This window comes from Enterococcus columbae DSM 7374 = ATCC 51263 (assembly GCF_000406925.1).
GTDB classification, from domain to species: Bacteria; Bacillota; Bacilli; order Lactobacillales; family Enterococcaceae; genus Enterococcus_E; species Enterococcus_E columbae.
On sequence record NZ_KE136352.1, the window covers coordinates 113,533 to 140,067 of the forward strand.

Consider the following 26,535-nt stretch of genomic DNA (forward strand, 5'->3'; position numbering starts at 1 on the left):
AAGACATATTGAGATAAATCTGAAACAAAAATTCCCGAGCTTTTAATGTCTTTCCCACCAATAACCCTTATTAATTCTTTCTCTGAGTATTTTTTTCCATTTTAAATCCATTTTTTTCATTTTCTTCATCCTTCCAATGATTGATATGCTCTTATCATAATAGATGCTTAAGGAAAGGAGGAAAAAACTTCCTGAAATGGCAAAAATCCTTCCTGAATCAATATTGGTCGGTATGAAAAAATCCCCACAAACATTTTGAATCATTGTTTGTAGGGATTCTCGTTCGTTTACAAATGAATTATCGGCTATTGATATAATTCGTTAACTGGAGCTAAAACAATTCGGTTTAGCTCATTAATTAGTTGACTGAAAGCCTGTTCCTTCATCATTAAGGCTGAAACTAAGGCTTCTTGTTGAATTTTTTCTGTTAGATTTTGCGCTTTAGTCGCATCCTCATCACTCATTTCTTCGCCAGCCATCATTTTTTGTTGCATCGCTTGTTGGAAAGCTTGGAATTCTTTGAACAGAGCATAGGCAGCTTCGTTTTGCTTTAATTCTTCAAAAGCGGCTTTTAAAGCTTTGAATTGTTCTGTTTGGCGTAATTCACGCTCTAATTGATTCGCTGTGTCATAAATGTTAATCATACTAGTTCCTCCGTAGATTGATCTGTTTGACTATTATTTTAACATATTTACGCATTTATTGTCCCTTTATTTTATCGATTAAGCCACCAACTAATTGATCAAAGCCATTTTTTACCTTCTGTCCAAAGTCGTCCAAGCCTTCTTTCGCTTTTTGAGCGAAATCATTTACCTTATCTTTGACCTCTTGCTCAGTGGTTTGCTTTTGGCTATTGGCTTGTTCTGGAGTCATCACCTTACCATCTGTCTGATAGGCATCTACCACATTAAAGCTAGTATTTTTCGTATAGGGTAAAATCCCCTGTGCTTCGGCTTTAAAGACCTGTCCGACTCCTTGGCCACTTGTTGAGGTGAGATAATGTTGATTGGTCGTTTCTTCATAACCAAGCCAAGTGGAAATCACTACATCTGGCGTATAGCCGACAATCCATTGATCATTGACCTTACTTGCATCAAAATTCGTTTCTGTAGTTCCGGTTTTGCCTGCGACTTGATAGCCATAAGGTTGTGCATTGACAGCTGTTCCATTAGAAAAGGTTCCTAGCAAAATACTATTCATCTCATCAGTGGTTTTTTCTGATAAGATACGTGTGCCTTTCTTTCCAGTATTATCCACAATAACCGCTCCTGTGGCATCTATAATCTTGGCGATAAAATGACTTTCATAATAAGTCCCTCCATTGGCAAAGACAGCATAGGCATTCGCCATCGTTTGAGGACTTTCTCCGTAACGTAAACCTCCCAGTGCTAAGCCCCAGTATCGGTCCTTTTCATCAAGGGATAAGCCAAATTCCTCTGCCTTTTTATACCCTTTATCTAAGCCGATTTCATGTAATAGCCAAACTGCTGGCAGATTTAAGCTTTGTGCAACGGCTTGATACATAGGTACCTCACCTGCATAAGTGCCATCATAGTTTTTGGCATCATAAAAGCTTAATGGTTCATCTTTTAGCATACTACTTGGCTGATAGCCTGATTCCAAAGCTGCTGCATAGACACTTAGCGGTTTGATTGTTGAGCCCGGTGAGCGTTTCATCTGGGTGGCAAAATTATAGCCTAAGAAAGTATATTCCCCTCTACGACCAACTACCGCCTCTACGCCACCATTTTTAGGATTTACGGCGATTGAAGCCGATTGAACCATCGTGCCATCCTCCGCATTTTCTGGGAAATAGCCATTTTCATCATAGACTGATTGCATTTGACGTTGATAATTTTGATCGAGATAGGTATAAATTTTATAGCCGTTTTTCATAATGTCTTGTAATTTAAGCCCATACTTACTCGTTGCCTCATTGATTACAGCATCAAAATAATACGGATATTGATAATCGGATTCATCTTGGGTATACGTATCATTTAATAATCCAGCCAAATTGACTTGTTGCGCCTGTTGTGCAGCTGCCTTCGTAATTTTTTGATTATCTACCATCAGCTGTAAGACCGTATCTCGACGATTAGTCGCATTTTTTAGATGATCAAGCGGATTGTAAATCGACGGTCCCTTTAGCATGCCGACTAAAGTAGCGGATTCAGCTAAATTTAAGTCCTTGGCATCCACACCAAAATATTTTTTGGCAGCATCCTGAATCCCCCATACCCCATTACCAAAATAGGAGGTATTCAAGTACATGGTCAAAATTTCGTCTTTACTGTATTTCTTTTCAATTTCGATTGCTAAAAATATCTCTTTTGCTTTTCGATTGAAGGTTTGATCTAACGTAAGATACGCATTTTTAGCTAATTGCTGCGTGATGGTACTCCCACCCCCACCTTCTGTTGAGCGATTAATAAGCATTCTGACAAAGGCACGGCCGATTCCTTTAATATCAAAGCCGTGATGCTCATAGAATCTACGGTCTTCTGTAGAAATCAAGGCATCTACCACATAAGGTGAGATAGCAGACAGCTCAACATAATTGCCCTTTTGCGAATGCAGACTGCCTGCCTCATCGCCCTTGTAATCATAAATAATCGTTGACTCCTTCAGCCCTGCCTCTAATTCAGACACCTTGGTACTCTTAGCCACAAAGAATAAATAAATGCTCGTCACTAAAACTAAGAGCAAAACAGCCAAAATTAAGATTTTATTGATATGATACTTACGCCAAATCCGTTTGCGCCAAGCTGAGAGTTTTTGAAGATAGGGACGACTTTTTTCATAGCTTGTATGTAAAAATGATTGAATTTTTGATACAATTTGTTTAAAATCCATGCTAATTCCTTTCCATTGCAATGTGTTCACTGGAGATTGAACCCAGTCTATTCTCTTAGTCATTTTACCATTGCCTGATTAATAATAGGATAAAAAAAGTTTAAAAATACTATAAATTCGCTCATTCGAGGTGTCTATGAAATATACAATTACTCTACCTAAAAGCTTTACTAGCTGTACGATTCGTGAATTACTAGAAAGTCGCTGGTTAGTTCCACGTAAGGTTCGTCATTTCTTACGTGTACGCAAAAATGTCTTATTAAATCAACAGACCGCCATGTTTCATCAAGAGGTTCATGCGGGAGATGAAATTACGTTGATTTTACAAGAGGAGGATTATCAGTTTCAAGCGATTGCGCCTGGTAAGGCTGAAAATGTCCAAGTCTTATACGAAGATGAACATCTACTCATAGTCGATAAACCAGCTGGAATAAAAACACATCCCAATCAGCCCAATGAAACAGCGACGCTCCTGAATGATGTCGCAAGCTACCTGAGCGCGCAAGACTGCTATCCTCATGTCGTCCATCGCTTAGATAAGGAAACCAGTGGCGTAATTTTATTCGCTAAAAATCCCCTGGTCTTACCCATCTTAGGTCGGTTACTTGAGCAAAAGCAAATTTACCGTCGTTATCAAGCTATTGTTCATGGAAAATTACTACAGAATCAAACCATCACTAAAAAAATCGGTCGTGATCGCCACGATCGCCGCAAACGCATTATTGATGCAAAAGGTGGACAAGTAGCCATTACGCATGTCGAGATTGCGAAGGTTTTAGCCAATACGACGGAGCTTTATTGTGTTTTAGATACTGGAAGAACTCATCAAATTCGGGTGCATTTAGCGAGTATTCAGCATCCGATTGTCGGTGATCCACTTTATCAAAAAATTCCAGCCAAGCGGTTAATGCTCCACGCGCAAGAAATGTATCTAACGCATCCATTTACCCAAGAAACACTAAAAATCACGTCTAAACATGCGTTGTTCTAAAAAAAAACATTGATGTCGATTTTGACATCAATGTTTTTTGCTTTACACTAACTAATTTTTAAATAAGGCGCAGGATCGACAAATTCCTTCCAATTAGCGGTATGCGCTAAGCCAAAATGCAAATGTACGCCCGTAGAATTACCGGTTGTCCCCATTTTTCCAATTTCTTGGCCCACTAAGACCGAATCATTCGTCTTCACTAAAATATGATTTAAATGTAAGTAATAAGAGTAAAAGCCATTATCATGCTGAATAATGATATAATTTCCCGCACTCTTATCTGTTCCAGTCATAACAACCTTCCCATCACGAGCAGCAAAGACCGATTGATCAAGCTGACCGACCAAATCAATCCCATCATGCTGGGTACCAGATACACCGTTTGGATCCTCACGCTGACCAAAGCCACTTGAAACCACTAAATTTGTAGCTAAAGGAGAAGCAAAGCCTGTCGCTTGCGTTTGGGCTTGTTTGGCTTGTTGCTTTTCTGCTTCTGCTTTTTGTTGATCAAGCTTTTGCAAGGTGCTTTGCAGACTGGCATCTTGCTGGCTGACTTGTTGTAATTGAGTCGCTAGCTGATTCCGTTGATTTTCACTAGCTAAACGTTGTTGTTGATAATAGGCAACGCTCACCTCAAAGGAAGCAATTTGTGGTTCATACTTAGGTAAAATCGCCTTTAGATTATTGATTTGATCTTTTAGGTCAATAATCTTATTGGTCTCAGCCAAATAAGTCGTTGGATTAGAAATTGCTTCTATTGATTGCTTTTTCTTTTCGTAGCGTTTGGTTAAAGCACTAATTCTATCTTTTAGTGCTTGATAATCTAGCTTTTCCTTCAAAAGCGCCTTAGAAAAATTCTCTTCTTTTGTTTTATTTTCAGTAATTTTATTCATCACTGCTTGTAATTGCGCAGTTAATGATTGCTCTTGTTGCTTGACTTGGGTTAATTGGGTCTGATTTTGTTTAATTTGATCATCAATGCTGCTGGCATGCACATTCACTCCGGCAGTCAAAATCGCGCCCCCAATTAATAAGGAAGCGAGTAGTTGCTTATATTTCAATGAGTAAGCCTCTTTTCTAATAGTCTTTCAAGGAGTAATTATAACATAGATTTTTTAAATCAAAAGCTGTTGGCTAGATTGTTACTAAATTGTAATCTAAATGGATAAATTTTGTCATGATTGACTAAAGGGACTTATGCCTCTCTTTGTTGTAAAAGACGGATTTCCTCAGGCGTTAAGGTCCGATATTCTCCTAAGGCTAATTGCTCATCTAATAGCAATTGCCCCATGCGCACCCGTTTAAGGTAAGTAACCTCTTTGCCTAGCGCTTGCATCATTCGTTTCACTTGATGAAACTTTCCTTCATGCAAAACAAGCAAAGCCGTTGAGCATTCAGCCTGTTCATCAGTCGAAAGGACCTGTAATTGCGCTGGTAAGCAAATCTCACCCCCATCGATTTTTAGACCAGTCGCACAAGCCTGCACATCTTGAGTAGTCAAAAGCCCCTCAACTTCTACATAATACTCCTTAGGCACATGCTTTTTAGGCGAAAGCAGCTGATGCGCTAGCGCACCATCATTACTAATCACTAACAAACCTTCCGTATCCTTATCCAAGCGGCCAATTGGAAATAAATCTTCCCGATAATCTTCATCGCTAAATAAGTCTAAAACGGTTTCTTCAAAATCATCGACCGTAGCTGAAATGACCCCTTGAGGTTTATTCATTAAATAGTAAAAGTATTTTTGATAAACAACTTGCTCCTCTTCAAAATAGACTTCATCACTCAATTCATTAACTTGAAATTTATCGCTTTTCACAATCTCTCCATTAACTCGGACCAATCCCTTTTTGATGAATGCTTTGACTTCCTTCCTTGAGCCAAAATTCATGTCTGCTAAAAACTTGTCTAACCGCATATTTCATCCCTCCTAAATTTAAGCCTATGTACTAAATGCTCTAGTAATTGCGTCTGTCATACTAAATCACATTTGCTCGTAGTTAACCAACTTGCTAGACATCCTTTATTTAATCTGTGGCTAACGACTAGCTACTCGGAAAATTTGCCTCGTCGTTTGAAAAAAAATTTTAAAATTGCCCATTTTTCAAACGGCGAGTAACACTCAAATTTTCTCGTAGCTGTGCGAGTCGTTAGACATCCTTTATGCAATCTGTGTTCAGTAGCTAGACATAGCGAAAATTCGCCTCTCCATTGGGAAAATCTCAACATCTTTTAATTTTCTCAATGGAGAGTAACACTCGAATTTTCTCATGTCTGGGCAAGCTACTTCACATCCTTATATGTTAAATGGATGGAGGAAGCCCCCATCCATTTGCTATCACAAAAAGCTATTTAATTTTTAAACGTTGACGTAAACGCACCATGCTAGAGCCTAATAATTTTTCAGCGATTCGGGTTTTTAAAATCAAGTAAATATAAGTGATCCCGCCAAAGCCGGCAACAAAGGCTGACAGTAAAAAGGCTGTAATCTTGTGTTCTGGACTAAAGATTAGACCTCCGATTGCTTTGGCTATCAAAGCTACGATTAACATGCAAATAGTTAAAATCGCAATCAATAAAATTCTTCTTAGTGTAAAACGCCAATTAAAGCGAGAAACTCGTTGTAATTTGCGAATATTTAAATAGCAAGAAGCGCCCATCCCAATCGTTGTTGAAATTAGCGGACCATATACTTGAAAAAGTAAAATACATGGATATTGCAAAATAATTTTGACAACCAAACCGGCAACAAAGAAACGAACGGCTGAGCGATTGTAATACATTCCTTGCAGGGTTGAAGAAGTCAGCATGAACAACCCAACAAATAATCCAGATAGACAGGCAACGACTAATACTTTACTTCCTAGCACATCTGGCTCATAAAAGAAAGTATTTAAAGGATAGGCTAATAAAATCATGCCAAAGGTTGCTGGAAACATCAATAACGCATAAAGCTGGAAATTATTGTTGATTAGTTTCGCTAAGTCACGATAACGTTTTTGCGTAATCGCTTCGGTAACTAATGGTAAGCTCGTAAATGCCATCGAAGTCGCTAAACCAATCACTACCATAGTTAACTTATCTGGATTACCACCAAAGACTGCCATTTGTTCAATTAATTGATTTTTACTATAGCTAGTAAAACTTTGCATCATATGTACATAGGTGCCTTGATCGACTAATTTATAAATCGTAACGCCTGCTCCTACAATGGTAAATGGAATCGCCTGTCTAATCGTATCGATGATTAAAGCTTTCGTATCTAGCTTTTCACCAGGTACACTCATTTCCTTTTGCACTTCAAAGGTCAGCTGCGCCTTTTTTAAAAAATAAAATAAAGTTGCTAAAGAGGCAATCGCACCGATAAAAGCGGCAAAGGTTGATTGAACAACCGCTGTCAAATAGCTACCATTCATCACTTTGATAATGATAAAGGTCGCTAGCAGCATGTAAAATACTCGAATAACCTGCTCCACTAGCTGTGACATCGCATAGGGTTGCATATTTTGATTTCCTTGGAAGTACCCACGAATCACGCTCATGCATGGGAAAATCAAAATAGCCGCACTCAATGAATGCATCACGGGAATTAATTCAGTGCCGCCACCGGATAGTCGCGCCAACAATGGTGAGGCTAGATACATAATAGCCGCACAAATCAAACCAATCAGCCCCATAAACTGCAAAGCTTTTTTAAATAGCTGTTGGCTTTGAGCATATTGCTGCTTGGAATTATAATAAGCCACCTGTTTAGCAATGGCTGCTGGAATCCCAGCCGTTGAAATCATTAAAAACAGGGCATAAACATTATACCCCATATTAAATAAGGCATTCGCCTCTTTGCCATGTGTACCCATCCAAGCGTACCATGGTAAAATATATATCACACCAATTAAGCGTGAGCCCACATTGCCTAGTGTCATCCAAGCTGAGCCACGCGCCATTTTTTCCTCATTGGTTAGAGCTGAGGGTTGTTTATATTCTGCGCTCATTCACAATCTCCATCCACTTATTTTTTTGTCTTACCGTATTATTTTAATCGCAAATGACCCGAATAGCAATCAGTACTTTGGGAATTTTTTTAGAAGTTTGAACAAAGCTTGCTCAATAAGTCACATAACTGTTTCGCTAGCTACTCACAAAATTTGCCACACCTCTAGCAATCATTCCTTCCTTACTTTCTTGATTCTTGCTAGGGGTGTGGAGCACTCGAATTTTCTCGTAGCTGGGCAAGCTAGTTCTCAACCTTTTTGTTGCCAGTGTTGGACAAATTGAATGTCGCTTTGGTAAGGTACGGCTTTGCCTTTGATTTTCATCGTTTGCTCGTTACCTTTTCCGGCTAAAATAACTACATCCTCGCTATTAGCTAAAGAAAGGGCTTTGGTAATAGCTTCATGACGGTCCTCAATTTCATAAACTATTTGATTAGCTGGCATGACCGCTTTGATTTCGGCGATAATATCACTGACTTCTTCAAAATTAGGATCATCTGCTGTTAAAATGGCAATATCCGCAAACTCGGTTAAGGCTCTGCCGATATCCGGACGGCGTGATAAAGCCTTGCCCCCTGCACTACCGGTAACAATGATTAATTGGCCACTTGGTCGCAGTTGACGTGCGCATTGACTCACTGCTTGTAGGCTTAAATAATTATGTGCATAATCGACTAAAACAACTGCGCCATTTGGTAAATGAAATAGATTCATCCGACCAGGTACAACCGTTTGCTTTAGCGCCTTTTGGGCAGTGAGTGTATCAATCGGACAAACACTTCGCGCAGCCAAAAGCGCCGCCGTAGCATTATCAAAGTTAAAGGTACCTAATAAGGCTAGCTCAAAGCTTTCTATCGTGCTTGTTTGCTGTCTTTGTAGCTGAAAGGAATGTTGACTATTACCAGTAATGCGATAATCTCCTTGCTTCACGCCAAAAGTCAGCATCGCAACTTGCGCCTGCTGACAAGTTTGGGCGAGCAAATCAAAGTAAGGAATGTCTTGGTGCACAATCATTTGCTGACTATGCATGATTAATTGTCGTTTACAATATAGATAATCTTCAAAGGTTGGATGCTCAATCGGACTAATATGATCATGACCAATATTTAAAAAGATCCCCACCTCAAAGGTCAAGCCATAGACTCGCTTCGTTTTATAAGCTTGCGAAGAGACCTCCATTACCAAATGCGTGACATTATTTTCTACTGCTTTAGCCATTTGTTCATATAATACCAGGGCTTCTGGCGTCGATAAGCTGGAAGACTGACGGGTTTTACCATCTAAAATCGTTTCCTCTGAAGAAAACAAAGCCACCCTTTCGCCTAAAGCTGCACTGAGTAATTGATGCGTAAAATAAGCGGTGGTTGTTTTGCCTTTAGTCCCAGTGATGGCAATTTTCACCAATCGATCTTGAGGATATTGATAAAAATGCTGCGCTAAAATTGCCATCGCCGCTCGAATATCCGTCACAATAAAGGCAATTGCAGTATTCTCCTCATAATATACCTCTGATACGTACGCTTGCACGCCTAAAGTGGTCGCTTGCGCTAAAAACTCAGCTTTAAAATTAAGCCCTTTACAAAAAAAGAGCGTTTGACCATCAGCCACTCTGGAATCATAAGAAAGCTGCGTAAATTCCTTCGTCGGTAATGTCTCAGGATAGGTATAGTACCAGTTTTTATCTACAATTAATTCTTTTAATAAATGATTTTCTAATAATAATTGATGGATTTCAGCAAGTGAAATATGATAAGTCATGACTTAATCTCCAATCTTAAATAATAATTCTCGCCTATTATACCACAAAAAAAGGAATAGAACGCAACGCTTCTATCCCTTTGAGCTTATCACTTTAAGCTAATGCTTCGAATTCAGTTGGGTCTACTTCTTTAAAGCTTAGTACCCAGGCTTGCATTTCATCTTCATGATTGAAATCAGCTAGCTGCTCATTGATTGAAGACACCACACCTGAAATAGGACTTGGGAATTCACACACAGCTTTTTCCGCTTCAACCTCTAGGATGGCTTGCCCTTGCTCAATTTTTTCACCAACCTTTGGCAAAGTAGCAAAGGTAATTTTACCTAGATCATCTTGCGCTTTTTTGGTTAGACCTACACAGTATTCTTTTCCATTATACAAAACCCATAAATCATTTTTTTGTTTTAAATAATTTGTTCCCATGTTATTCACACACCTTTTCGTAGTCTTCCTCTTTAAAGCCAATCGCAACTAGCTTATCCCCCTTTAATAAAAGTGGGCGTTTGATTAACATGCCATCTGTAGCTAGTAAATCGGCCGCTTGGTTGATATCAAATTGTGGTACTTGATCCTTTAGATTTAACTCACGATACTTTATTCCACTAGTGTTAAAAAATCGTTTGATTGGAAACTCCCCTGTTGTCATCCAGTCTTTTAGCTGTTTAGCAGCAGGTGGGGTTAGTTTAATATCAATGGTTTGCACCTGGATTCCGTGAGCTTCTAAATATTTCTTGGCCTTTTGACAGGTCGTACATTTTGGATACCAATACATTGTATACATCGGCTATCCCCCCTATATTGTTAATTGATGATGACTAGTTGACTGATAGCGCATCGACAAAATTAAGCCAATCCCAATTAAATTGCTAAGTAATGCCGATCCCCCTTGACTAATAAAGGGTAGTGGAATACCAGTTAGTGGTAGCAGTCCGATATTTGCACCGATATTTTCAAATACGTGGAATAAAATCATCATGATAATCCCTGTTGAAATATAGGCATAAAATTCATTGTTTGTATCAAAACAAACCCGAATCATTTGATAAATCAAAATAAAATATAAGACAATCACAAAGGTACTACCAATAAAGCCAAAATTCTCACCAATCACTGAAAAAATCATATCGGATTCTCTGACTGAAACATAGACATCGCTGACATTAAATCCTTTACCGAGCATGCCACCTGAGGCGATTGCTGCAATTGAGGAGGCAACCTGTCTAGAGGAACCCTGCAAATCATGAAACGGATCTAACCAAGAATCAATCCGGGCAAATTGGTAAGGCTTAAAGCCGATATGATATAAGATTTCTCGACCAGCATCTGATAACACTAAGAAAATCAACGTAGCCCCAACTAGCACAAATAAGGCAAAAACTGGCGCAATAATTTTCCAAGAGATACCCGACATCAAGAAAATGCCGCCAAAAATCGCTAAAAAGACCAGCATAGTCCCAAAATCCTTTTGTAGCATAATCAGTAATAATACCGGTAGCGTGACTGCTAGCATTTTGGCAATTAACAAGCCATCTGTTTGTAAGGTGCGCACTTTGGTCAGACTATTATGCTTAGTCACGACTAAGGCCAACATCAAAATAAAAGCAATCTTCATCAGCTCAGCTGGCTGCAAGGTAAACGAACCAAAGCTAAACCAGTTTTTTGAACCAGTTACCGCAGCAATCGAGCGATCATAAAATTTTAATAATAAAGCCATCACCAACAAGCCACCTAGATAGACTACTGGGGTAAGCTTCCATAAAACCTTAGATTTAAGATGCATGATAATGGTAATGGCTACAATTCCCACACCATACCACAATGCTTGAAAACCTACTCCTCTGACCACATTAGGCTTAGCTGGATCTTGAGATAAGGCCACATATAATGCTGCTAAGCCAATTAAGCAGAGTAAAAATACGGGTAGAATGACCCCATAGTCGATGCGACTTTCATTGCTATTTTCCATTCTACTTTGTTTTTCCATTACTTCTCTCTTTTCTAAAATATTCTTTCTTATTATAGTAGTCTTTAGAAAAAATGAAAAGTCTCTCCTTGCTAGATTCTTTAAAATTTTGTGCTTTCTTATAAAATCAGCAGCCTGATTTCAAAGGCTAAAAAGCAAGGAGTGATGTATTTAGCAAGTTACCAAATACATCGCTCCTTCCATTAGGCTATCGACTAGCTAAAACAAGTAAGATTGTAGTAAATCAGTGATTTTTTGGGCATCGGCTTCATCCTTGGAAATAATCACCAAGGTATCAAAGCCTGCTAAGGTAGCAACCTTTTCTGGCAAATCCATTTCATCAATCAGCGCACTAATCATTTGCGCATTATCGGCTAAGGTGTGAACAATCGTCATAAATTGCACCCGATCCACCTTAGTAACCATTTCATGAATCATTTGCTGAAAATGGTGATTATCCTCATCTTCAGAACGATTATCCGCCTCATTGAAAAGCGCAAACTGCTTTTCGCCAGCTTCATTCGTAATTTTAACAATCTGTAAATCATTTAAATCACGTGAAATCGTTGCTTGTGTTGCATTAATGCCTTTCATCTTTAAGAGCTGTAAAAGTTCTTCTTGAGTACGAATAGTATTTTGCATCAGTAATTCTTTAATTATTTCATGACGTTGGGCTTTTTTCATTTGATCCCTCCCAGTTAAAATCGACGAATCCTGCTACGAGCCATTACATTTGATCTGGTGCATGTAAGCCTAATAGACGTAAATCTTCTTTTAATAAGACAGCTACGGCGTAAACTAAGGCTAGACGTGCATCCCGTTGATCATCTTCTTGCAAGACCTTGCTATTCGCATAGTATTTATTAAATGCTTGCGCTAATTTAATCGCATGCTTCGCAATAACAGATGGTTCATATAGCTTAGCAGCTTGCATAACCACCTCTGGATAGCTTTGGATGAACTTAATCACTTCCCAGCTAGCTTCATCATTTAAATCAAAGTTGGTCACTTGCTCAATAGAAAAGTCAGCCTTATTTAATAAACTCATACAACGCGCATGGGTATATTGAACATATGGACCAGTTTCCCCTTCAAAACGAACAACTTCTTCTAAAGTAAAGTCAAAATTATTTAGACGATCATTTTTCAAATCATGGAAAACAACCGCACCAACCCCAACCTGACGAGCTACTTCTTCTTGGTTAGGTAAAGTTGGATTTTTCTCAGCAATTTGCGCTGCTGCTAAACCGATTGCTTCATTTAAAACATCGGCTAATAAGATGATTTTTCCTTTACGAGTAGATAATTTTTTACCACCTTGGGTAATTAAGCCAAATGGTACATGATGCATATCTTCTGACCAATCAAAGCCTAATTCTTTTAAGACAGCCTTTAATTGTTTGAAGTGATTACTTTGCTCGTTACCTACTACATAGATGGATTGTGCAAAATCATAGGTGCGCTTGCGATATAAAGCCGCCGCTAAGTCACGAGTGATATAAAGCGTTGCACCATCTGATTTACGAATTAAGGCTGGATTTAAATCATAAGCTGATAAATCAACAATCTCAGCTCCCTTATCTTCTTTTAATAGATGTTTTTCTTCTAACATTGTAACGATTTCGGCCATCTTATCATTGTAGAAAGCCTCACCATTATAAGAATCAAACTTCACTTCTAATAAATCATAAATATCGGTAAATTCTTTTAATGATTCTTCTCTAAACCAGCGCCATAAATCAAGCGCCTCTTCATCGCCATCTTCTAGCTTTTTAAACCAAGCACGGGCTTGATCTTCTAGCTCTGGCTGCTCTTCAGCTTTTTCATGGAAGTCCACATATAAACGCAGCAGCTCAGCGATTGGATCTTGTTCCACCGCTTCTTTAGTCCCCCATAGCTTATAAGCAACAATTAATTTACCAAATTGTGTTCCCCAGTCACCTAAATGATTGATTCGCACGGGCTTGTAACCAACTTTTTCTAATAAGAAACCAATCGAATTACCGATCACCGTCGAACGCAAATGTCCCATTGACATTGGTTTAGCAATGTTTGGTGAAGACATATCAATTGGTACTTGACGATTTTCGCCGATTGTTTGATCACCGTAATGGTTCTTTTCCTTCGCTACTTGGGCTAACACCTGACTAGAAACCTTGGCCTTATCCATAAAGAAGTTCAAATAAGCCCCCACTACTTCTACCTTTTCAAACGCTGTCGTATCAATTTGAGCTAAAACCTCTGGGGCGATTTGTTGAGGTGCCTTTCTAAAAACCTTTGCCAATGAAAAGACTGGAAAAGCAACATCCCCATGATCAGCATGCTTCGGTTTTTCTAATAAATTTTCGATTTGCTCATACGTTAAATGCTCGTTCAATGCGTCAAATAAAACTTTTGCAACAATTGCTTGATTGTTCATCTGATTCCCTCCAATATTTTTTTCTTTATCATTTTTTCTATACTTGTAATGGAACCTTTTACATAAAAAAAGCCCCTAGTGAAACAGATTCACTAGAGACGAAAGCCAATTTCCGCGGTACCACTCTACTTGTACTCTATTAAGAGCACCTACTCAAAGCTATAACGGTAGCTGCCGTGTCTAATTTTCACAAGCGCGTTTTGCTTATAGCCTCTTATCTGGCTTACACCCTCCCAGACTCGCTTTTAAGCGCCTCATAAGCTACTTTCTCTTGAATAGACAATTTCTAATCTTTAGTATAGCAAAGTTCTTACACCTTGGCTAGTCTAATTGATTGACTAGTTCAGGAAAAAACTTAGCAGTAAGGCAATAAACGCTAATCCACCTTGCTTAAAAAGAATCGATCGATCACTTGAGTATGCTCCATAAGCAGCAACCAAAAGAATATAGATAAGCAAAAAGCGTACCAGCTCCAAGCTATTTGCTGCAATAAATTGCGCATACAACAAACCGACACCTATCAAGCCATTATAGATTCCTTGGTTTTTAAATAATGTTTGCACATTTTTATTTTGTAATTCTTTTATTGTCATTTTAAATGTTTGGGCCGTCTTATCCGAAGTCGTTGCAAAAGTTTCGAGATACATAATATACAAAAATTCCAAAGCAATAAGTATCACTAACAAATTAAAAATAAATTCCATTATTTCTCCCTCCTGATAAAGTCATTTTAGCTTCGCTTATATTGCCAATGGCCGTCTATATATTTCAATTCAAGTATTTGACCATTGGGAATTGATAAACGCTTAGCCTCACTAATCGGTTGCTTTAATAAAAAAGCTAAAGTCATTTTAATCCAAATACTATGTGAGAACACAGCTACACGATTATAACTTGATAATATCTCTGTCCAAAAATTCTGCACTCTTTTGTACACATCACATAAATTTTCACCATCTATCGCTTTTAATTGTTCATCTAAATTAAACGGCTGATTAAAATCAAAATCAGGATATTGCAAACGTAAATCTGCAAGTAAGCTTCCTTCAAATTTACCAAGACTCCGTTCATTAATGCGTTCATCCTGAATGATTGGTACACGATTAGCTGTCGCATACTTCGCCGTATCTATCGCTCGACTTAAGCAAGAAGAATAATAGGCATCAAATGATTGATGGTCAAAATATGAAGTACAAGCTATTGCCTGTTGGACTCCCTGGTAAGTTAACGGTGTATCAGCCTGTCCTATAAAAATCCTACCAATATTTTGTTTATTGATATAATTTAAGGTAGATTCACCGTGACGCACCAAGACAATTGTTTCTAACATAATGCTTTCTCCATTTTCATTTCCAACAAAAAACACTCCAGAAACGCTGGAGTGTATCATTGTAGATTAATTATTTAGCTAAAGCTTTTTTAGCTTCTTCTGCTAAAGCAGTGAATGCAGCTGCATCGCTTACTGCAAGGTCAGCTAACATTTTACGGTTGATGTCGATTTCAGCAACCTTCAAACCGTGCATTAATTTTGAGTAGCTTAAGCCATTCATACGAGCTGCAGCGTTGATACGTGCAATCCATAATTTACGGAAATCGCGTTTTTTCTGACGACGATCGCGATATGCGTAGTTGTATGAATTCATTACTTGTTCTTTAGCTGTTTTAAATAATGTATGTTTTGAACCGTAGTATCCTTTTGCTAATTTTAGCATTCTTTTACGACGTTTACGAGTTACAGTTCCACCTTTAACACGTGCCATGTTTAATTCCTCCTAGAATGTATCTTTAATTTTGAAAATTTCAGTTCAGTATGCTAACGAATTAACGCATTTGTGATAATTGTTGACGAATGCGTTTGAAATCGCTCTTGTGTACCATGCTAGCCTTACGTAATTGACGGCGTTGTTTTTTAGTTTTGCCGTGGAAACGGTGGCTTGTGAAAGCACGGAATCTCTTTAATCCGCCTTTACCAGTACGTTTTACACGTTTTGCTAATCCGCGGTGTGTTTTTTGTTTAGGCATATCTAATTTCCTCCTCAAAAATCTTTACTATCTGACTATCAACTGATATTTCAGTGAGCCTTTAAAATGAATTATTTATCATTTTTTGGTGCAAGCACTAAGAACATGCTTCGACCATCCATCTTCGCTTGTTGTTCAACACTAGCAATATCTTTTGTTTCTTCAGCCAAGCGATCCAAAACCTTCTGACCAATTTCTTTGTGAGTAATGGCACGGCCTTTAAAACGAATTGACGCTTTAACTTTGTCTCCTTTTTCAAGAAACTTACGTGCACTACGTAATTTAGTATTGAAGTCATTTAAATCAATTGTTGGACTTAAACGTACTTCTTTGACATTGATCACTTTTTGTTTTTTACGAGCTTCGCGTTCTTTCTTTTGTTGCTCAAAACGGAATTTTCCATAATCCATAATACGGGCAACTGGTGGTTTTGCATTTGGTGCTACCAACACCACATCAAGATTGGCTTGCTCAGCAATTTTTAAAGCTTCTGCCTTTGTTTTCACTCCAAGTTGTTCTCCGTCTTGATCAATTAAACGTAATTCACGTGCACGAATGCCGTCGTTTACCATCATATCCTTTGCTATGGTCATTCACCTCCAGGTTTATTTGCAAGAAGAAAAGTGAAACACACAAAAAAACGAGTTCATTCTTGAACCCGCACATACTGATTGCTACTAAATACAATAGCGATCTAGTCATATTCTGCCCAGCGACAAAATCCCTTAGGCGAGAAGCGGGTGCCTCTACTTTCATTTCTCAACTCAATCATCATATCGTATTTTCTTTAACTTGTCAAGCATATTTCGTTTATTTTGTTCGTTAACTTGCTTAATTGATTTGAAAAATACCTTGTTCCACATTTGCTATCAACTTTTCAGTAGTCAAATGAATGGGTTCTGTTGTCGTTAGGATTTGCTGAATCTTTTGGGCAAGCTTTTGGGCAAGCTTTTGAATATCCTTTGGGTCGTGCAAATCATATTGATTCACCTCTACGCTAAATTTAGGCAGACAACTGTAACGCTCGAACCATAGCTGATAGCGCCGATGCAATTCTTTATAATATTCATAAAGGATGGGTGTGTGTAAAAAATGATGATAATTCGTCTTTTCGGCTAGCTTACGCGACAGCATTTCTTCAAATGAAAGATTTAGATAGACGAATAAATGCTGGGTATTTTGCGCGCGTTGAAAAGGCAATTGTTTGATACGATAATGAATATTTTGTGCGTACTGATCAACCTCTTTTGACGCAATAAAGCCTAAATCAGCCATTAACTTTAGCCGAATCAAATCCTCATAAACAGAAGCATCAAAAATAGCACTAGGATGATCTAGTCGCTCTTCCAATAAATTCATCCGTTCGCGTAAAAAATCTAGCGCATACCGCAAGGCCAGCTGATCCTCCTTCAGCCCAAACATTGACTGATTCGACAATTTCGATTTCAAGTAACCAGGACTATGATAGTGCATCGCTAAATGATTCGCTAGTGTCGTCTTACCACTGCCATCTACACCCGAAATAATAATCAAAGCTTTCACCTCTTGTATTCTCAAATTGCATCACTACATTTAATCGGTTACAGAAAAAATTGCTAAAGAATGTAGAAAAAGTTTTTTTTTCCTAAAAATTAAAGCTGAAATATTTAAACTTTTTAGTTTTTTCCTTATAATATGCAAGGAAGCTTTTTAGTTAAAAGTAAAATGATTGTGAGGAATTTATGAAAGAACATGGGATTGGTCAAGCAACAGGAAAAATCATCTTAATTGGTGAGCATGCCGTCGTTTATGGTCAACCAGCCATTGCGTTTCCTTTTAATGGCGTTGGTGTGACGGCTACTGTGCAAAAAGCGACAATAGATACGCTTGATTCGGCATATTTTACTGGAAAGTTCGATCAATTAGCGCATACAGAGCAAATGCAAAGTGTCTATCGCTTAATTCAAAAACTGAAAAATGACCTGCAAGCGCCAAATTTTGCCTTAAAAATTGAAAGCACCATCCCTGCCGAGCGCGGGATGGGTTCTTCAGCTGCTGTTGCTGTAGCGATCACTCGTGCCTTCTTTGATTGGCAAGAGCAAACCTTAACGGATGAAGCTTTGACCAGCTATGTCAACTTCTCTGAACAAATTGCTCATGACAATCCAAGTGGAATTGATGCTGCTGCAACTAGTGGAACAAATCCTATTTTATTTGAAAAAGGACAGCCCTATCAGCACTTTCCACTAAATATCGACGCTTATCTTTTAGTTGCCGATACGCAAATTAAAGGGCGCACCCGTGAAGCGGTAAAAGCTGTTGCTGAATTAAAAAAAGTCGATCCTGACACTGTTGATATGGCACTCAATCGTCTAGGTCGTAATACGAAGCATGCCCAACAGGCTATTATACATAATCAATCAGCGCTATTAGGAAAGGTGATGACTGATAGCCATTATGTACTTAGATACTTATCAGTAAGTAATGAATTATTAGATCGAGCAGTTTTAACAGCTATCAACCATGGCGCACTAGGCGCAAAATTAACTGGTGGTGGCCGAGGAGGTTGTTTATTGGTACTAACCGACACGCTAGCCACCGCTCAAAAGATTCAAGAACAATTTGCACAACTAGGTATTACCAAAACCTGGTTACAAGGATTAGGAGTTTATCAAAATGCTTAAAGGAAAAGCTCGGGCACACACCAACATTGCCCTCATTAAGTATTGGGGAAAAGAAGATGAGCAGCTTATTATTCCTAATAATAGTAGCTTATCATTAACCTTAGATGCTTTTTACACAGAAACCGAAATTGTCTTTGATAAAAATTTTACAGAAGATATTTTTTATCTAGATGATCAATTACAAGATGAAAAAGCGACGAAAAAAGTCAGTCGCTTTATTGATCTTTTTCGTCAACAAGCGAATTGTTCCTTTTTTGCAACCATTCGCAGTATTAATCATGTTCCTACCGCAGCGGGACTGGCTTCTTCAGCAAGTGGTTTGGCTGCTTTAGCTGGTGCTTGTAATCAAGCATTGCAATTAAATTTAGATCAAGAAAGCTTATCACGCTTTGCTCGCAAAGGCTCAGGTTCTGCTTGTCGTAGTATCTATGGCGGCTTTGTTGAATGGCAAAAGGGGCATGATGATCAAAGCTCAAAGGCCGTAAAAATAGCTAGCGATCACTTTGAAGACGAGCTAGCCATGATTTTTATTGTCTTAAATGATCAAAAAAAAGAAATTGCTAGTCGCGATGGAATGAAGCGAACCGTCGAAACCTCAAGCTTTTATCCTACTTGGTTGACAGAAGCTGCACTTGATTTAGCAGCAATGAAAGAAGCCATTGCCCAAAAGGATTTTATTCGTCTAGGTGAAATTACTGAAGCCAATGCGCTAAAAATGCACGCGACAACCTTAGCCGCTGTCCCGCCATTTACTTATTGGTCGAGTGAAAGTATGCGCGCTATGCAAGTCGTGCGTACTATTCGAGCGAATGGCTTAGCCTGTTATTTCACCATGGATGCAGGACCCAATGTAAAAGTCCTTTGTCAAAAAGCCGAGGTTGAGCAAATTAAAGCCAAGCTAGCCGAACATTTTGCATTAGAACAATTGATTGTTGCCTTTAGCGGGCCTGGTATTGAATAAATAGAAATGGATGTGTAATCATGATAGAAGTCTCAGCTCCTGGAAAGCTATATATCGCAGGTGAATATGCCGTTGTAGAACCAGGACACCCTGCCATTATTGTGGCAGTTGATCAGTTTATTACTGTAACAATTGAACATGCAATCGGTAGCAAGGGAAGTATCCAATCCCAACAATATAGTGATTTACCGATTAAATGGTCTAGAAGAAAAGGCGAACTAGTTTTAGATCATCGCGAAAATCCTTTTCACTATATTTTAGCTGCGATTCGTTTAACTGAACGCTATGCCAAAGAAACCAATCATCCGTTACATTTTTATGATTTAAAGGTGACTAGTGAACTAGATAATTCTAACGGTAGAAAGTATGGACTAGGTTCTAGCGGAGCTGTTACCGTAGCCACCGTTAAAGCGCTCAATGCGTATTATCATTTAGATTTAGATTTACTCACACAATTCAAGCTAGCTGCCCTAGCTCATCTAGATGTTCAAGGAAATGGTTCCTGTGGAGATATCGCTGCTAGTTGTTTTGGTGGTTGGATTGCTTTTTCAACCTTTGATCATCAATGGGTGATTGAACGCTATGGCAATCTCCCTATTTCCGAGTTAGTCAAAATGGATTGGCCAGGTCTTGCCATTCGCCCATTACCTGTACCTGACAAACTAAGATTATTAATTGGTTGGACTGGTAGCCCAGCTTCTACCTCTGATTTAGTTGATCAAGTCCATCAATCTAAAAAAGGTCGCTTACAGGATTATCAAACCTTTTTAACTCAAAGTAAAGACTGTGTCGAAAAAATGATTGCTGGCTTTGAAACCGGCAATGTCAGTCAGATCAAACAAATGCTCTCGCTCAATCGTCAGTTATTGAACGAATTAACCAGTATGACTGGGGTAATCATTGAAACACCCGCTCTAAAAGTGCTCTGTGATTTAGCCGAAAATTATGGTGGCGCCGCAAAATCTTCCGGAGCAGGTGGGGGTGATTGTGGGATTGTTATTGTAGATCAAAAAACCGGAATTTTACCACTGATGAGTGCATGGGAAAAAGCTGAGATTACCCCATTGCCCCTTCACGTTTATCAATGTCAGGAGGAAAGAAATGAATCGTAAGGATGAACATATTTCATTAGCGAAAGCCTTCCATGGAGAAAATAAAAATGATTTTGATGCTATTCGTATTATCCATCAATCTTTTCCAGAATGTCGAGTAGCGGATATTTCTATTCGTAGTGAATTAATCGGCAAAAAACTAGCCACTCCCTTTTTCATCAATGCCATGACTGGTGGTAGTGAAAAAACCAAGGAAATCAATCAACAGCTAGCCATTATCGCTCGAGAAACAGACTTAATGCTAGCAACCGGTTCATGCTCAGCTGCAATTAAAGACCCTTCAGTTGCCGATTCATTTACCATTGTTCGTAAAGAAAATCCAGATGGACTAATTTTAGCAAATATTGGTGCGGGTAGTAATGTTGAACAAGCGAAAAAAGCTGTAGACCTGCTAGCAGCTGATGGACTACAAATTCATGTCAATGCCCCTCAAGAGCTAGTGATGCCAGAAGGAGATCGTGATTTCACTAACTGGCTAAAAAATATCGAAGCCATTGTTCGAGAAATTGAGGTGCCGGTCATTGTTAAAGAGGTCGGTTTTGGTATGACCAGAGAAACCATGCATCAAATTTTAGATCTCGGCGTAAAGACCATTGATGTCGGTGGAAATGGTGGAACAAGCTTCACTCAAATTGAGAATGCACGCCGCAAAAATCGCGAATTGGCTTATCTAGATCACTACGGTCAATCCACCGTTATCTCATTACTAGAAGCCTATGAAATGAAACGTATTTTCGATATTGTCGCTTCTGGTGGCATTCGTAACGCCTATGATATTTTTAAATGTCTATGCTTAGGTGCTAAAGCTGTGGGCATCTCTGGAACGATTCTACACTCATTATTGACAGACGGTCTAGAAGAAACCATTGAGCTAGTTTATCAATGGAAACGTGAATTAGTCATGCTCTACACCATGACTGGTAAAACAACGACAAAAGAATTGAAAAAAGTACCTATTTTCTTAACCGGTATTCCTAAAAATTGGTGTGAAGCACGACATATTGATTTATCTCACTATAGTATCCATTAACAATCGAGTAAGGTGTATATTTAACTAAAAAATGAATAGTACACCCTAACTGAAGCTAAGAACACCCACCAATGAAATCATGACTGTTCTCTGCTGCAAAAAAACGAAGCTGCCTATACTAAATTGGCTGTAATTTAGTATAGGCAGCTTAATTAGTTTTCGTTTTCTCAAAAAAAGAAGCAAAAAAAGCTAGTTCCACTGAACTAGCTTTACCTTGCGTGGCGACGTCCTACTCTCACAGGGGGAAACCCCCAACTACAATCGGCGCTAAGAAGCTTAACTTCTGTGTTCGGCATGGGAACAGGTGTATCCTTCTTGCTATCGCCACCACACTATTTGCTTTGAGTAAATTGCTTCACTCAAAACTGGATTTGAAGGTCATCAATCTACCGATTCTTTTGGTTAAGTCCTCGATCGATTAGTATCAGTCCGCTCCATATATCACTATACTTCCACTTCTGACCTATCTACCTGATCATCTCTCAGGGATCTTACTTTCTTAAAGAAATGGGAAATCTCATCTTGAGGTGGGCTTCACACTTAGATGCTTTCAGCGTTTATCCCTTCCCTACATAGCTACCCAGCGATGCCTCTGGCGAGACAACTGGTACACCAGCGGTAAGTCCATCCCGGTCCTCTCGTACTAAGGACAGCTCCTCTCAAATTTCCAACGCCCGCGACGGATAGGGACCGAACTGTCTCACGACGTTCTGAACCCAGCTCGCGTGCCGCTTTAATGGGCGAACAGCCCAACCCTTGGGACCGACTACAGCCCCAGGATGCGACGAGCCGACATCGAGGTGCCAAACCTCCCCGTCGATGTGGACTCTTGGGGGAGATAAGCCTGTTATCCCCAGGGTAGCTTTTATCCGTTGAGCGATGGCCCTTCCATGCGGAACCACCGGATCACTAAGCCCGACTTTCGTCCCTGCTCGAGTTGTAGCTCTCGCAGTCAAGCTCCCTTCTGCCTTTACACTCTTCGAATGATTTCCAACCATTCTGAGGGAACCTTTGGGCGCCTCCGTTACCTTTTAGGAGGCGACCGCCCCAGTCAAACTGCCCATCTGACACTGTCTCCCACCACGATCAGTGGTGCGGGTTAGAGTGGCCATAACGCAAGGGTAGTATCCCACCAGCGCCTCTGCCGAAACTGGCGTCCCGGCTTCTACGGCTCCTACCTATCCTGTACATGCGGTACAGACACTCAATATCAAACTACAGTAAAGCTCCATGGGGTCTTTCCGTCCTGTCGCGGGTAACCTGCATCTTCACAGGTACTAAAATTTCACCGAGTCTCTCGTTGAGACAGTGCCCAAATCGTTACGCCTTTCGTGCGGGTCGGAACTTACCCGACAAGGAATTTCGCTACCTTAGGACCGTTATAGTTACGGCCGCCGTTTACTGGGGCTTCAATTCGTACCTTCGCTTGCGCTAAGCACTCCTCTTAACCTTCCAGCACCGGGCAGGCGTCAGCCCCTATACTTCATCTTACGATTTTGCAGAGACCTGTGTTTTTGATAAACAGTCGCTTGGGCCTATTCACTGCGGCTGCTCATAGAGCAGCACCCCTTCTCCCGAAGTTACGGGGTCATTTTGCCGAGTTCCTTAACGAGAGTTCTCTCGCTCACCTTAGGATTCTCTCCTCAACTACCTGTGTCGGTTTGCGGTACGGGTCGTTGTTTTCTCACTAGAAGCTTTTCTTGGCAGTGTGACATCAGAAGCTCGGTCGATCTTAATCAACCTCCCCATCACAGCTCATCCTTATAGTGACAAGCATTTGACTCATCACAAGACTTACTGCTTAGACAAACTTTTCCAACTGTTTGCTCTTCCTAGCCTCCTGCGTCCCTCCATTGCTCAAACAAAAACAACGAGTACAGGAATATCAACCTGTTGTCCATCGCCTACGCCTGTCGGCCTCGGCTTAGGTCCCGACTAACCCTGGGCGGACGAGCCTTCCCCAGGAAACCTTAGTTATTCGGTGGACAGGATTCTCACCTGTCTTTCGCTACTCATACCGGCATTCTCACTTCTAAGCGCTCCAGCAGTCCTCACGATCTACCTTCAACGCCCTTAGAACGCTCTCCTACCATTGCACCTAAGTGCAATCCACAGCTTCGGTAGTATGTTTAGCCCCGGTACATTTTCGGCGCAGGGTCACTCGACTAGTGAGCTATTACGCACTCTTTAAATGGTGGCTGCTTCTAAGCCAACATCCTAGTTGTCTGTGCAACCCCACATCCTTTTCCACTTAACATACATTTGGGGACCTTAGCTGGTGGTCTGGGCTGTTTCCCTTTCGACTACGGATCTTATCACTCGCAGTCTGACTCCCGGATATAAATGAATGGCATTCGGAGTTTATCTGAATTCGGTAACCCGAGATGGGCCCCTAGTCCAAACAGTGCTCTACCTCCATCATTCTCACTTCCGAGGCTAGCCCTAAAGCTATTTCGGAGAGAACCAGCTATCTCCAAGTTCGTTTGGAATTTCTCCGCTACCCACACCTCATCCAAACACTTTTCAACGTGTCCTGGTTCGGTCCTCCAGTGCGTTTTACCGCACCTTCAACCTGGACATGGGTAGATCACATGGTTTCGGGTCTACGACTACATACTCACTCGCCCTATTCAGACTCGCTTTCGCTACGGCTCCGTCTCTTCAACTTAACCTCGCATGCAATCGTAACTCGCCGGTTCATTCTACAAAAGGCACGCTATCACCCATTAACGGGCTCTAACTTGTTGTAGGCACACGGTTTCAGGTTCTATTTCACTCCCCTCCCGGGGTGCTTTTCACCTTTCCCTCACGGTACTGGTTCACTATCGGTCACTAGGGAGTATTTAGCCTTGGGAGATGGTCCTCCCGGATTCCGACGGAATTCCTCGTGTTCCGCCGTACTCAGGATCCTCCTAGGGGCTTACAACATTTCACCTACGGGGCTTTCACCCTCTTTAGCTGACCTTTCCAAGTCATTCGGCTATCTTGCTTGCTCCCACATCGGAGTCCTACAACCCCAAGATGCAAGCATCTTGGTTTGGGCTGGTCCCGTTTCGCTCGCCGCTACTCAGGGAATCGATTTTTCTTTCTCTTCCTGCAGGTACTTAGATGTTTCAGTTCTCTGCGTCTACCTCCTTTAAGCTATGGATTCACTTAAAGGTAATATCCTATTAAAGATATTGGGTTCCCCCATTCGGAAATCTCCGGATCAAAGCTTACTTACAGCTCCCCGAAGCATATCGGTGTTAGTCCCGTCCTTCATCGGCTCCTAGTGCCAAGGCATCCACCGTGCGCCCTTATTCACTTAACCTTCGATCTGTGCGATCAGATCTTTCAAATAAAGCAATTGAACTTCTTAAACTCATTCAACGCGGTGTTTTCTCGGTTTATTAATTGATGTTTCTCTTCAATATCCAGTTTTCAATGAACAATTCTTTTGAGAGTAAACCTCTCAAAACTGAACAAAAGCAAATCCTGTGTATTCCGTAATATTCCTTAGAAAGGAGGTGATCCAGCCGCACCTTCCGATACGGCTACCTTGTTACGACTTCACCCCAATCATCTATCCCACCTTAGACGGCTGGCTCCTTGCGGTTACCCCACCGGCTTCGGGTGTTACAAACTCTCGTGGTGTGACGGGCGGTGTGTACAAGACCCGGGAACGTATTCACCGCGGCGTGCTGATCCGCGATTACTAGCGATTCCGGCTTCATGTAGGCGAGTTGCAGCCTACAATCCGAACTGAGAAGAGCTTTAAGAGATTAGCTTAGCCTCACGACTTCGCAACTCGTTGTACTCTCCATTGTAGCACGTGTGTAGCCCAGGTCATAAGGGGCATGATGATTTGACGTCATCCCAACCTTCCTCCGCATTGTCTGCGGCAGTCTCGCTAGAGTGCCCAACTGAATGATGGCAACTAACAATAAGGGTTGCGCTCGTTGCGGGACTTAACCCAACATCTCACGACACGAGCTGACGACAACCATGCACCACCTGTCACTTTGTCCCCGAAGGGAAAGTCCTATCTCTAGGATGGTCAAAGGATGTCAAGACCTGGTAAGGTTCTTCGCGTTGCTTCGAATTAAACCACATGCTCCACCGCTTGTGCGGGTCCCCGTCAATTCCTTTGAGTTTCAACCTTGCGGTCGTACTCCCCAGGCGGAGTGCTTAATGCGTTTGCTGCAGCACTGAAGGGCGGAAACCCTCCAACACTTAGCACTCATCGTTTACGGCGTGGACTACCAGGGTATCTAATCCTGTTTGCTCCCCACGCTTTCGAGCCTCAGCGTCAGTTACAGACCAGAAAGCCGCCTTCGCCACTGGTGTTCCTCCATATATCTACGCATTTCACCGCTACACATGGAATTCCGCTTTCCTCTTCTGCACTCAAGTCTCCCAGTTTCCAATGACCCTCCACGGTTAAGCCGTGGGCTTTCACATCAGACTTAAAAGACCGCCTGCGCTCGCTTTACGCCCAATAAATCCGGACAACGCTTGCCACCTACGTATTACCGCGGCTGCTGGCACGTAGTTAGCCGTGGCTTTCTGGTTAGATACCGTCATAGGATGAACTTTCCACTCTCATCCCTGTTCTTCTCTAACAACAGAGTTTTACGATCCGAAAACCTTCTTCACTCACGCGGCGTTGCTCGGTCAGACTTGCGTCCATTGCCGAAGATTCCCTACTGCTGCCTCCCGTAGGAGTCTGGGCCGTGTCTCAGTCCCAGTGTGGCCGATCACCCTCTCAGGTCGGCTATGCATCGT

Annotated in this window: 22 protein-coding genes, 3 rRNA genes and 2 other annotated features; of the genes, 5 read left to right on the forward strand and 20 right to left on the reverse strand. The window is 40.7% G+C overall.

The window, feature by feature from the left end; all coding sequences use genetic code 11:
- Positions 1-305: 305 nt before the first annotated feature.
- Positions 306-644, reverse strand: coding sequence for a YlbF family regulator (locus tag RK02_RS11840; protein WP_016184473.1), 339 nt, complete (start codon positions 642-644; stop codon positions 306-308).
- A 55-nt stretch (positions 645-699) separates the two neighbouring features.
- Positions 700-2,856, reverse strand: coding sequence for a PBP1A family penicillin-binding protein (locus tag RK02_RS11845; protein ID WP_018451790.1), 2,157 nt, complete (start codon positions 2,854-2,856; stop codon positions 700-702).
- A gap of 136 nt (positions 2,857-2,992) precedes the next feature.
- Here RK02_RS11845 and RK02_RS11850 point away from each other — a divergent pair, with 136 nt between their 5' ends.
- A complete protein-coding gene (locus tag RK02_RS11850; RefSeq protein ID WP_016184475.1) occupies positions 2,993-3,847 on the forward strand; it encodes an RluA family pseudouridine synthase in 855 nt (284 codons plus the stop codon).
- Between the two features lie 47 nt (positions 3,848-3,894).
- Here the strand turns inward: RK02_RS11850 and RK02_RS11855 are convergent, their stop codons facing one another.
- From RK02_RS11855 to RK02_RS11925, 15 genes are all read right to left on the reverse strand, one after another.
- Positions 3,895-4,908, reverse strand: coding sequence for a M23 family metallopeptidase (locus RK02_RS11855; protein ID WP_016184476.1), 1,014 nt, complete (start codon positions 4,906-4,908; stop codon positions 3,895-3,897).
- Positions 4,909-5,042: 134 nt separating this feature from the next.
- Positions 5,043-5,768: a pseudouridine synthase gene (locus RK02_RS11860; protein WP_016184477.1), complete on the reverse strand. Its 726-nt coding sequence runs from the start codon at positions 5,766-5,768 to the stop codon at positions 5,043-5,045.
- Positions 5,769-6,198: 430 nt separating this feature from the next.
- Positions 6,199-7,842 (reverse strand): putative polysaccharide biosynthesis protein, encoded by a 1,644-nt coding sequence (locus RK02_RS11865; RefSeq protein WP_016184478.1) that lies wholly within the window; start codon positions 7,840-7,842, stop codon positions 6,199-6,201.
- 249 nt (positions 7,843-8,091) lie between these two features.
- The gene (murE, locus tag RK02_RS11870) at positions 8,092-9,600 is read right to left on the reverse strand and encodes a UDP-N-acetylmuramyl-tripeptide synthetase (RefSeq protein WP_016184479.1); all 1,509 of its coding nucleotides are present in this window, start codon (positions 9,598-9,600) and stop codon (positions 8,092-8,094) included.
- 94 nt (positions 9,601-9,694) lie between these two features.
- Positions 9,695-10,024, reverse strand: a complete 330-nt coding sequence (locus RK02_RS11875) for a glycine cleavage system H family protein (protein WP_016184480.1) — start codon at positions 10,022-10,024, stop codon at positions 9,695-9,697.
- A 1-nt stretch (position 10,025) separates the two neighbouring features.
- A complete protein-coding gene (locus tag RK02_RS11880; RefSeq protein WP_016184481.1) occupies positions 10,026-10,382 on the reverse strand; it encodes an arsenate reductase family protein in 357 nt (118 codons plus the stop codon).
- Between the two features lie 12 nt (positions 10,383-10,394).
- Positions 10,395-11,585: an FtsW/RodA/SpoVE family cell cycle protein gene (locus tag RK02_RS11885; protein ID WP_016184482.1), complete on the reverse strand. Its 1,191-nt coding sequence runs from the start codon at positions 11,583-11,585 to the stop codon at positions 10,395-10,397.
- A gap of 198 nt (positions 11,586-11,783) precedes the next feature.
- A complete protein-coding gene (locus RK02_RS11890; protein WP_016184483.1) occupies positions 11,784-12,248 on the reverse strand; it encodes an arginine repressor in 465 nt (154 codons plus the stop codon).
- Between the two features lie 43 nt (positions 12,249-12,291).
- Positions 12,292-13,983, reverse strand: coding sequence for an arginine--tRNA ligase (gene argS, locus RK02_RS11895; RefSeq protein ID WP_016184484.1), 1,692 nt, complete (start codon positions 13,981-13,983; stop codon positions 12,292-12,294).
- A 91-nt stretch (positions 13,984-14,074) separates the two neighbouring features.
- Positions 14,075-14,272 (reverse strand) — a binding site (T-box leader).
- 49 nt (positions 14,273-14,321) lie between these two features.
- Positions 14,322-14,687, reverse strand: coding sequence for a DUF1304 domain-containing protein (locus tag RK02_RS11900; RefSeq protein ID WP_016184485.1), 366 nt, complete (start codon positions 14,685-14,687; stop codon positions 14,322-14,324).
- A gap of 26 nt (positions 14,688-14,713) precedes the next feature.
- Positions 14,714-15,313 carry a histidine phosphatase family protein gene (locus RK02_RS11905; RefSeq protein ID WP_016184486.1) on the reverse strand — a complete coding sequence of 200 codons (600 nt, stop codon included), beginning with the start codon at positions 15,311-15,313 and terminating at the stop codon, positions 14,714-14,716.
- Positions 15,314-15,383: 70 nt separating this feature from the next.
- Positions 15,384-15,743, reverse strand: a complete 360-nt coding sequence (gene rplT, locus RK02_RS11910; protein WP_016184487.1) for a 50S ribosomal protein L20 — start codon at positions 15,741-15,743, stop codon at positions 15,384-15,386.
- A gap of 61 nt (positions 15,744-15,804) precedes the next feature.
- Positions 15,805-16,005, reverse strand: a complete 201-nt coding sequence (gene rpmI / locus RK02_RS11915) for a 50S ribosomal protein L35 (protein ID WP_016184488.1) — start codon at positions 16,003-16,005, stop codon at positions 15,805-15,807.
- A 71-nt stretch (positions 16,006-16,076) separates the two neighbouring features.
- Positions 16,077-16,598, reverse strand: a complete 522-nt coding sequence (gene infC / locus RK02_RS11920) for a translation initiation factor IF-3 (protein WP_016184489.1) — start codon at positions 16,596-16,598, stop codon at positions 16,077-16,079.
- A 33-nt stretch (positions 16,599-16,631) separates the two neighbouring features.
- Positions 16,632-16,763, reverse strand: a sequence feature (ribosomal protein L20 leader region).
- 73 nt (positions 16,764-16,836) lie between these two features.
- Entirely contained in the window at positions 16,837-17,538 is a 702-nt protein-coding gene (locus tag RK02_RS11925) for a deoxynucleoside kinase (RefSeq protein ID WP_016184490.1), read from the reverse strand.
- Positions 17,539-17,726: 188 nt separating this feature from the next.
- Between RK02_RS11925 and mvk the strand changes: the two genes are divergently transcribed.
- Genes mvk through fni form a run of 4 tightly spaced genes read left to right on the forward strand, consistent with a single transcriptional unit; the run spans position 17,727 to position 21,771 of the window.
- Positions 17,727-18,668 carry a mevalonate kinase gene (gene mvk / locus RK02_RS11930; protein WP_016184491.1) on the forward strand — a complete coding sequence of 314 codons (942 nt, stop codon included), beginning with the start codon at positions 17,727-17,729 and terminating at the stop codon, positions 18,666-18,668.
- The gene (gene mvaD / locus RK02_RS11935; protein WP_016184492.1) at positions 18,661-19,629 is read left to right on the forward strand and encodes a diphosphomevalonate decarboxylase; all 969 of its coding nucleotides are present in this window, start codon (positions 18,661-18,663) and stop codon (positions 19,627-19,629) included. The genes mvk and mvaD overlap by 8 nt, the downstream gene beginning before the upstream one ends.
- A gap of 20 nt (positions 19,630-19,649) precedes the next feature.
- The gene (locus RK02_RS11940) at positions 19,650-20,741 is read left to right on the forward strand and encodes a phosphomevalonate kinase (protein WP_016184493.1); all 1,092 of its coding nucleotides are present in this window, start codon (positions 19,650-19,652) and stop codon (positions 20,739-20,741) included.
- Complete coding sequence (gene fni, locus RK02_RS11945; protein ID WP_016184494.1) at positions 20,731-21,771, forward strand: type 2 isopentenyl-diphosphate Delta-isomerase; 1,041 nt, start codon at positions 20,731-20,733, stop codon at positions 21,769-21,771. Before RK02_RS11940 ends, fni begins: the two co-directional genes overlap by 11 nt.
- A 216-nt stretch (positions 21,772-21,987) precedes the next feature.
- Here fni and rrf read toward each other — a convergent pair.
- The 3 genes from rrf to RK02_RS11960 form a co-directional block, all read right to left on the reverse strand.
- Positions 21,988-22,103 (reverse strand): 5S ribosomal RNA (gene rrf, locus RK02_RS11950).
- Between the two features lie 66 nt (positions 22,104-22,169).
- Positions 22,170-25,081: ribosomal RNA gene (locus RK02_RS11955) — 23S ribosomal RNA — on the reverse strand.
- A gap of 189 nt (positions 25,082-25,270) precedes the next feature.
- Positions 25,271-26,535: ribosomal RNA gene (locus RK02_RS11960) — 16S ribosomal RNA — on the reverse strand; the annotation flags it as partial.

What these genes read in the sequence shown, in the direction of transcription:
- RK02_RS11840 (WP_016184473.1), bottom strand. Translation starts at nt 644, where the DNA reads ATGATTAACATTTATGACACAGCGAATCAATTAGAGCGTGAATTACGC.
- RK02_RS11845 (WP_018451790.1), bottom strand. Translation starts at nt 2,856, where the DNA reads ATGGATTTTAAACAAATTGTATCAAAAATTCAATCATTTTTACATACA.
- RK02_RS11850 (WP_016184475.1), top strand. Translation starts at nt 2,993, where the DNA reads ATGAAATATACAATTACTCTACCTAAAAGCTTTACTAGCTGTACGATT.
- RK02_RS11860 (WP_016184477.1), bottom strand. Translation starts at nt 5,768, where the DNA reads ATGCGGTTAGACAAGTTTTTAGCAGACATGAATTTTGGCTCAAGGAAG.
- RK02_RS11865 (WP_016184478.1), bottom strand. Translation starts at nt 7,842, where the DNA reads ATGAGCGCAGAATATAAACAACCCTCAGCTCTAACCAATGAGGAAAAA.
- murE (WP_016184479.1), bottom strand. Translation starts at nt 9,600, where the DNA reads ATGACTTATCATATTTCACTTGCTGAAATCCATCAATTATTATTAGAA.
- RK02_RS11875 (WP_016184480.1), bottom strand. Translation starts at nt 10,024, where the DNA reads ATGGGAACAAATTATTTAAAACAAAAAAATGATTTATGGGTTTTGTAT.
- RK02_RS11880 (WP_016184481.1), bottom strand. Translation starts at nt 10,382, where the DNA reads ATGTATACAATGTATTGGTATCCAAAATGTACGACCTGTCAAAAGGCC.
- RK02_RS11885 (WP_016184482.1), bottom strand. Translation starts at nt 11,585, where the DNA reads ATGGAAAAACAAAGTAGAATGGAAAATAGCAATGAAAGTCGCATCGAC.
- RK02_RS11890 (WP_016184483.1), bottom strand. Translation starts at nt 12,248, where the DNA reads ATGAAAAAAGCCCAACGTCATGAAATAATTAAAGAATTACTGATGCAA.
- argS (WP_016184484.1), bottom strand. Translation starts at nt 13,983, where the DNA reads ATGAACAATCAAGCAATTGTTGCAAAAGTTTTATTTGACGCATTGAAC.
- RK02_RS11900 (WP_016184485.1), bottom strand. Translation starts at nt 14,687, where the DNA reads ATGGAATTTATTTTTAATTTGTTAGTGATACTTATTGCTTTGGAATTT.
- RK02_RS11905 (WP_016184486.1), bottom strand. Translation starts at nt 15,313, where the DNA reads ATGTTAGAAACAATTGTCTTGGTGCGTCACGGTGAATCTACCTTAAAT.
- rplT (WP_016184487.1), bottom strand. Translation starts at nt 15,743, where the DNA reads ATGGCACGTGTTAAAGGTGGAACTGTAACTCGTAAACGTCGTAAAAGA.
- rpmI (WP_016184488.1), bottom strand. Translation starts at nt 16,005, where the DNA reads ATGCCTAAACAAAAAACACACCGCGGATTAGCAAAACGTGTAAAACGT.
- infC (WP_016184489.1), bottom strand. Translation starts at nt 16,598, where the DNA reads ATGACCATAGCAAAGGATATGATGGTAAACGACGGCATTCGTGCACGT.
- mvk (WP_016184491.1), top strand. Translation starts at nt 17,727, where the DNA reads ATGAAAGAACATGGGATTGGTCAAGCAACAGGAAAAATCATCTTAATT.
- mvaD (WP_016184492.1), top strand. Translation starts at nt 18,661, where the DNA reads ATGCTTAAAGGAAAAGCTCGGGCACACACCAACATTGCCCTCATTAAG.
- RK02_RS11940 (WP_016184493.1), top strand. Translation starts at nt 19,650, where the DNA reads ATGATAGAAGTCTCAGCTCCTGGAAAGCTATATATCGCAGGTGAATAT.
- fni (WP_016184494.1), top strand. Translation starts at nt 20,731, where the DNA reads ATGAATCGTAAGGATGAACATATTTCATTAGCGAAAGCCTTCCATGGA.